Raw genomic sequence first — 6740 nt, forward strand, 5'->3', positions numbered from 1 at the left:
ACGCACAGTAATCAAAGTTTTCATATGAAGTCGTATATTTTTATAAAAAAAAAAAAAAAAAAAGAGATTACTGATGGCTGTGCCTTTATTGGCTCAAGTAATATTAGTGCCAGCGCATTAACCAAAGGGCATGAGTGGAATTTTAGACACGATTATACACAACCAAAAACAAGCCAAGCAGCAAAGCAGTTTTTAAGTATTCGCACAGCTTTTGAAAATATTTTTAATCACGAATTTGTTACCCATTTAAGCCATGAATGGATAAATAGCTACATTACTCGGCGTAAAACACAGCAGTTTGTATCGGTAAACCACGCTGATACAGCTGAGCAAGTTATTGAAAAGAATGAAGCTAAAACACCAAGGCCAGCTCAAATTGAAGCGCTTAATGCCTTAGCGCAAACGCGTACTGAGGGCTTTAAGCGTGGCTTAGTGGTTTTAGCAACGGGTATGGGTAAAACATGGTTAAGTGCATTTGATGTAAAACAATTCAAAGCAAAACGTGTTTTATTTGTAGCGCATCGTGAAGAAATACTTTTGCAAGCACAGCGTACTTTTTCTGAATTACTTACTTTATCTACTGGGTTTTATAACGGTAAACAGCGAGACAAAAACGCTGAGTGTTTGTTTGCCTCTATTCAAACCATTGGCCGAAGTAATCACTTAAAGCAGTTTGCACCAACAGCATTTGATTACATTATTGTTGACGAATTTCATCATGCAAGTGCGCGCGTATATCGCCAGCTTTTAAACTACTTTGAACCCAAGTTTTTACTGGGTTTAACAGCTACACCAGAGCGTACCGACCAAGCTGATATTTTAGGGTTATGCGACAACAACCTAGTATTTGAGCGTAACTTAACGCAGGGGATAGACCAAAAAACGTTAGTGCCATTTCATTACTACGGTATTTGGGATGAAAACGTAAACTACCAAGCTATTCCGTGGCGTAATGGCCGATTTGATCCAACAGCACTTGAAAACAAATTTGCAACCCAAAAACGGGCAGACCACGCACTTTTACAGTGGCAGCAATACAAACAGCAGCGCACATTAGGTTTTTGTATATCTACTAAACATGCTGATTATATGGCGGCTGCATTTAATAACGCGGGTGTAAAAGCGCTATCTGTACATAGCCAGTCAAAAGTACGCCGTAATGATGCACTAAAACAATTAGAACAGCGTCAAGTTGAAGTATTATTTACCGTTGATTTGTTTAACGAGGGGACTGATTTACCAAGCATTGATACCATATTAATGCTGCGCCCAAGCGACTCTAAAATACTCTTTTTACAGCAGTTAGGGCGGGGTTTACGAACTCTTGAAGGTAAAACACATTTAGTGGTGCTCGATTTTATTGGTAACCACCACAGCTTTTTAAATAAACCTTATGCGCTACTTCATGAAACCACGCCAACTGGTGTAGTTAAAAAGCTTAAAAAACCAAACCTTGCTGATGGCTGCTTTATAAATATTGACTTAAAAGTTACCAACTTTTGGCAGCAGCTAGCCAATATACAGCGCACCACAGCGTTAGAAGATATAACACAACTTGCCGAGCAACTAGGGCATTTACCTACATTAAGCGAGTTTTACTACCACTACGGCGATATAAAAAAGGTAAACAGCAACTACACTAGTTGGTTTGATCTAATTGCTAAAACACAAAATATTGATGACGAAGCACAGCAAAGTGCCAAGCAATTAGCACCGTTTTACGACTTTTTACATAAAGGCATACAAACAACCAGTATGACCAAATGCTTTAAAGCTATTTTGCTTGAAGCGTATGTTGCTTTGAATGGCTTTGCTAACCCCCCAACAGTTGCAGAACTTGCTGTAATGAGTGCAAAGGTACTCGCGCGCCATCCGAATTTAAAGCAACACGATTTACCTATTAAAGAACAGCAAGCAGCTGCCGATTCGCAAACATGGCAAAGCTACTGGCGTAAAAATCCAATTAAAGCCTACACCAATAAAAATAAAGACGGCACACAATGGTTTACCTTACAAAACAACACCGTAAAAGCCACGTTTGACGTACCCGCAGAAAAATGCGAATTACTAAACAGCGCCGTGTTAGAGCTGGTTGAATACACCTTAGCCAAATACAACCAGCGGCTAAAAGTAAAAACGCCAACCACGAAACAAAATACAGAGCAAGAAGCTGACAATGTAACTCAGTTAGTGTTTAAAGATCTTGCCGATACAGCAAACGCGCAAGATAACGCATTAAAACTGCCGTACTTCCCTAATATTAAAATTGCCTGCGGGCATTTTAAAACAGGGGATGAAAGCGATATGGAATTAATGGACGCACCTTTTGGTGCAGGCAAGCTTGATCCAAACGTACATTTTTTAGCCCGTGCATCGGGTAACTCTATGAACGGCGGTAAAGCCCCAATTTATGATGGCGACTTACTACTACTTGAGCTTATAACCTCTGATAAAGCCGGATCGCTACGCGGCCAAATTGTCGCGATAGAGCGAGATGATATAGGCGGAGATGGCCAGTATTTACTGCGAAAAATTAATAAATTACCAAATGGGCAATATGAGCTAATTGCTCAAAACCCCGATTATGAAGTAATGATTGCTGATGAAAGCATGCGAACATTTGCGCGGTTTAAACAGGTAGTTGTGGAATAGTTGTAGGTGCGATTTTATATCGCGCTTGTTTAAATTGAAGGTTAAATGTTCGCTCGTAGGCGTTGAGCTTGCTGACGCGAAAAGCGAAGCTTTCAAATTTCGGTGTAATTAATATGTAGGTGCGATTTTATATCGCGCTCATAAATTGGTGTTTTGATGTAGGTTTAAAGGATTTAAAAACCTCTATTCGAGGTTATATCGCGTTGGCGATGGCAACCAAAGGGCGGCTGCCGCCGAACGCCCTTTGGAATCCCACGGCGCACCCGAGGATCACACTTTATCTTCAACTTACGTTAATGATGTGAACGTAACCAGCGTAGGTAGGCCATCCATGGCCAAGCTACGCTTTTTACAGCATCCATGCTGTAAATTACTCATCATTAACTCAGTTTCAGGTGTGATCACGGGGAAGGTGTGTTTGTTGATAGATTGGAGATAATTCATAGACGACTTTTCTAATTTTTAATCACCCAACCGCTAACTTCCCAGCCTCGTGCCACATTTCACTTGGCATGGGGCTGGTTAATTCCCACGTTATATTCATCGGCTGGCTGCCGTTGTGGCTTTGGTATTTAACCTCGCCGTAGTTTACAAATCCCATAGTTCTGCCGTTTTCGTCTTTGCCTTGTTCTCGCACAAATAACAGGATGGTTTTGCCAGTTTTTTGGTGCTGAATATAACTAAGGCCACGGCCGTGTTCAGGGCGAGCGCTGTTTTGCGTTTGCCAATGGAATAGGGTGGGGCTGATTGCGTAATCGTGATACAGCGTGGTGGGTGAGTAGGTTTTTTCACACTTATTAAGCGTTACAAATAATAGCTCTAGATTTTGGTTTTTAAACTCTAAAACGCCTTCGCGGGCTGTCGATTTTTTATCAAACGAGTGCGCTCCAAATGCAGAAAGTATTTGCTGGCGCGTGTAGCGGCTGTGCAATTTTATGGCGTGATTAGGTAAACACGCTAAATCGCTTTCTTGTTGGTGAATGCGGTTTAATAAAAGCGTGATTACTTGTGCAAGTTCGTGCTGTAACGCTGGATGAATAAGCGTTTGTAAGCTTTGTTCAAGCGTTTTAAAGCCTAAACTTGTGCCAGTGGAATCCCAAAAGTTGTAATGCGCCATAAGTGCGTACTGTTGGTTTTGTGCTGTTGGCGTAAAGCTAAAATCGTTTTTACATAAATCACGTAAAAAGCATAAGTAGCTGAGCGAGTCACAGCCGAGTAATTGGGTGTTGATTGCGCGGTAATACGCGGCGTAAATATCGGCTTGCTCTGCAGGGATTTCACCGTCCTTTAACCAATGCCAGCCGCCGAGCTTACCGTCTTTTGGTTTGTATATGTCTTCTAGTATGACTTGTGGGTTTATGCGTAAAAAGTTACTTAGCGTTAGCGCGTCATTTGTGTGTTGCGAATAGCTATTTATAAGCTGCTGTAAACGGCGTTTAGTGTTTATGGCTTGCTGAATATTTTTTAGTATTGTTTGTTGTGTGCGCTTTTGTAGCTCTATGCGGCAACCCAGTGGTAAATGCGGGAAGTTGTTTTCGATTTCGGCTTTTATTGGCTGGTTACTTTTACCAATGAGTGCGCGGAATTTACTCGCAAAGTCATATTCTGGGCGAGCATTACCGACAAAGTCGAGTACGGTACAGCACTGCTTTTGGCTGTTATCGGGCAGGCGCAAACCACGGCCTAGTTGCTGCAAAAACAGCGTTAGGCTTTCAGTCGGGCGTAAAAATAACAGAGTATCAACCTCTGGAATATCGACACCTTCGTTAAAAATATCAACTACACAGAGTATTTGTATTTCGCCTTGGCGCAGTGCTTGTTGCTTAGCCGCGCGCTCATTGGTGTTTTTGCTGGTGAGTACATCGGCGTTTATGCCTGCTAAGTTAAATTTAGAGGCCATGAATTCAGCGTGTTTTTGGCTTACGCAAAACGCGAGTGCTTTAATAGCGTGAACATTGGTTACGATATCGGCAAGGCTGGATATAATTTTGTTAGCGCGGTTGTTTTCACCTGTATAAAGGTTACTTAGCTCGCTTATATCGTAACGGCCGCCTCGCCATGTTATTTGGCTTAGGTCGGTGTCGTCATCTAGTCCAAAGTATTGAAATGGGCATAAATGGCGTTGATTTATTGCCTCTGGTAAGCGAATTTCGGCGGCTATTACGCCACAAAAATCATCGAGTATATTTGCACCATCTTGTCGCTCTGGTGTTGCGGTTAAGCCAAGTAATATTGTGGGCGTAAAGTGGTTTAATATAGCGCGATAACTGGCAGCGCTTACGTGATGTACTTCGTCTATTACTATGTAGTCGTAATAATCGTGAGTTAAATTTAGCGATTCAATTTGGCTGTTCAGCGTTTGGATTGATGCAAATAATTGGTTGTAGCGTTGTGGTTTGTAGTTACCTACCCACAGCTCACCAAAGTCGTTATTTTTAAGCACACCACGGTAAGCGCTTTGCGCTTGTTTTAGTATTTCTTCGCGGTGGGCTACAAACAAAAAGTGTGCGTTTGGGTTTTTGTCGTAAACGGTTTTAAAGTCGAACGCCGATATTATAGTTTTACCTGTGCCGGTTGCGGCAACCACTAAGTTTTTAAAACGCTTATGTACGCTGCGCTCAGCACTTAGCTTTTCTAAAATAGCGAGCTGATGCGTTTTTGGTGTTATATCAAAATAAAATAGGCTGCTTGATTGCCCAACACCGCGTTGCTCGTTAAGTGAATTAATGAGCTTTTCTTTACACTCAACAGCGCCTGTAAATAGCTCGAAGTCTTTTGATTCCCAGTAGGTTTCAAAGGTACTTTTGGTTTTGGCTATTATGTGTGGGATTTCTTGTGCGGTAATTTTTAAGTTCCATTCAAGGCCGCTGGTAAGCGCCGAATGCGATAAGTTAGACGAGCCAATATACCCTGTATGAAAACCCGTATTGCGCATAAATAAGTAGGATTTAGCATGTAGGCGTTCTTGCTGATTGTTATAACTTAGCTTTACTTCGGTATTTGGTAGGTTTGCTAAAAACTCAACGGCTTTAGCATCCGTTGCGCCCATGTACGAAGTAGTAATAACTTTGAGTTTATTGCCGCTTTTGGTAAACGCTTCCAGCTCATTTTTAAATATGCGCAGCCCTGTCCATTTTATAAATGAGACCAACCAATAAATAGTGTCGGACGATTTTATCTCGCGCTTTAGCTCGGTTTCGAGCGATATACCTGCATTAGCACCGCTAAATAATTCGCTTTGCGTAAGGCCCGTTAGCGGGAATATATCGTGAGAGTATTCTTTAAGATTTGCAGCAATAGGGTTTTGGGTATTAAACAGTGCAGTAAGTATTCGGCCTTGGCTATCAATAAGGTTTTCGTTAATAAGCTCATCATCTTTTATATGATCTTTAAGCCAAAGAACAAGGTTGTTAGCAAGGCTAATTTGCTCTTGTAACCGCTCGTTTGAGTTAGGAATGGCATTTATTGCATGAGCAACAAGTTTACCTAAAAAGCGTGAAAGCCACGTTGCCGCCTCAGCACTTTCAAGCTGGCGCTCGCCCACATAAAATTGATCACGATCTAAGTTTTGCTCAATTACTTGCGTAATTAACTGCTCGTAAATACCAATTTGCTGCATTAAAACCACTCCCTGTTTGCGAGTAGTTAGTTTACTTAAATACGGTACAGCTACAAGTAATAATCGACTAAGTTACTAGTAATTAAGTACAAACGTGTGAGTTAAGTATTAGCCGAGAGAGTAATCAAATGATGATGCTAAGAAATTATCCCCTTCAACTTCACCTGCAAACACATAATTAATGAGTAATTACCTCGCATGGATTCGAGGAAAGGGATGCTTGCACATGGATGTGCGTTCATCGCGTTTACGTTCATATTAATTATTTGTTTAAGGATAAGTGAAATTGAGGGGTGCCGTGGGGTTCCAAGGGCGGTCGGCGGTATCCGCCCCTTGGTTGCCATCGCCAACGCGATATAAGTAAATTATTTTAAAAGCTTCGCTTTTCGCGCGAGCAAGCTGAGCGCCTTGTATCTCTCGTTGATAAATGATTAGCTATCATTTATCACATCGAAGTCAGTGAGCTTGC

At 41.6% G+C, this 6740-nt stretch carries 3 protein-coding genes; 1 reads left to right on the plus strand and 2 read right to left on the minus strand.

Annotation, left to right across the window (positions count from 1 at the left end; genetic code table 11):
• A partial coding sequence (locus tag GQR53_RS20060; RefSeq protein ID WP_165745026.1) for a DEAD/DEAH box helicase family protein occupies positions 1–2652 on the plus strand: 2652 nt, incomplete at its 5' end.
• Positions 2653–2940: 288 nt separating this feature from the next.
• On the opposite strand, the gene GQR53_RS20065 is transcribed toward GQR53_RS20060, so the two are convergent.
• Both GQR53_RS20065 and GQR53_RS20070 read right to left on the minus strand, forming a co-directional pair.
• Positions 2941–3096 carry a hypothetical protein gene (locus tag GQR53_RS20065; RefSeq protein WP_165744258.1) on the minus strand — a complete coding sequence of 52 codons (156 nt, stop codon included), beginning with the start codon at positions 3094–3096 and terminating at the stop codon, positions 2941–2943.
• 22 nt (positions 3097–3118) lie between these two features.
• Positions 3119–6271: a DEAD/DEAH box helicase gene (locus GQR53_RS20070; protein ID WP_165744259.1), complete on the minus strand. Its 3153-nt coding sequence runs from the start codon at positions 6269–6271 to the stop codon at positions 3119–3121.
• Positions 6272–6740 lie beyond the last annotated feature (469 nt).

Source organism: Pseudoalteromonas sp. Z9A6 (assembly GCF_011378805.1).
In the GTDB taxonomy this organism is placed as follows: domain Bacteria; phylum Pseudomonadota; class Gammaproteobacteria; order Enterobacterales; family Alteromonadaceae; genus Pseudoalteromonas; species Pseudoalteromonas distincta.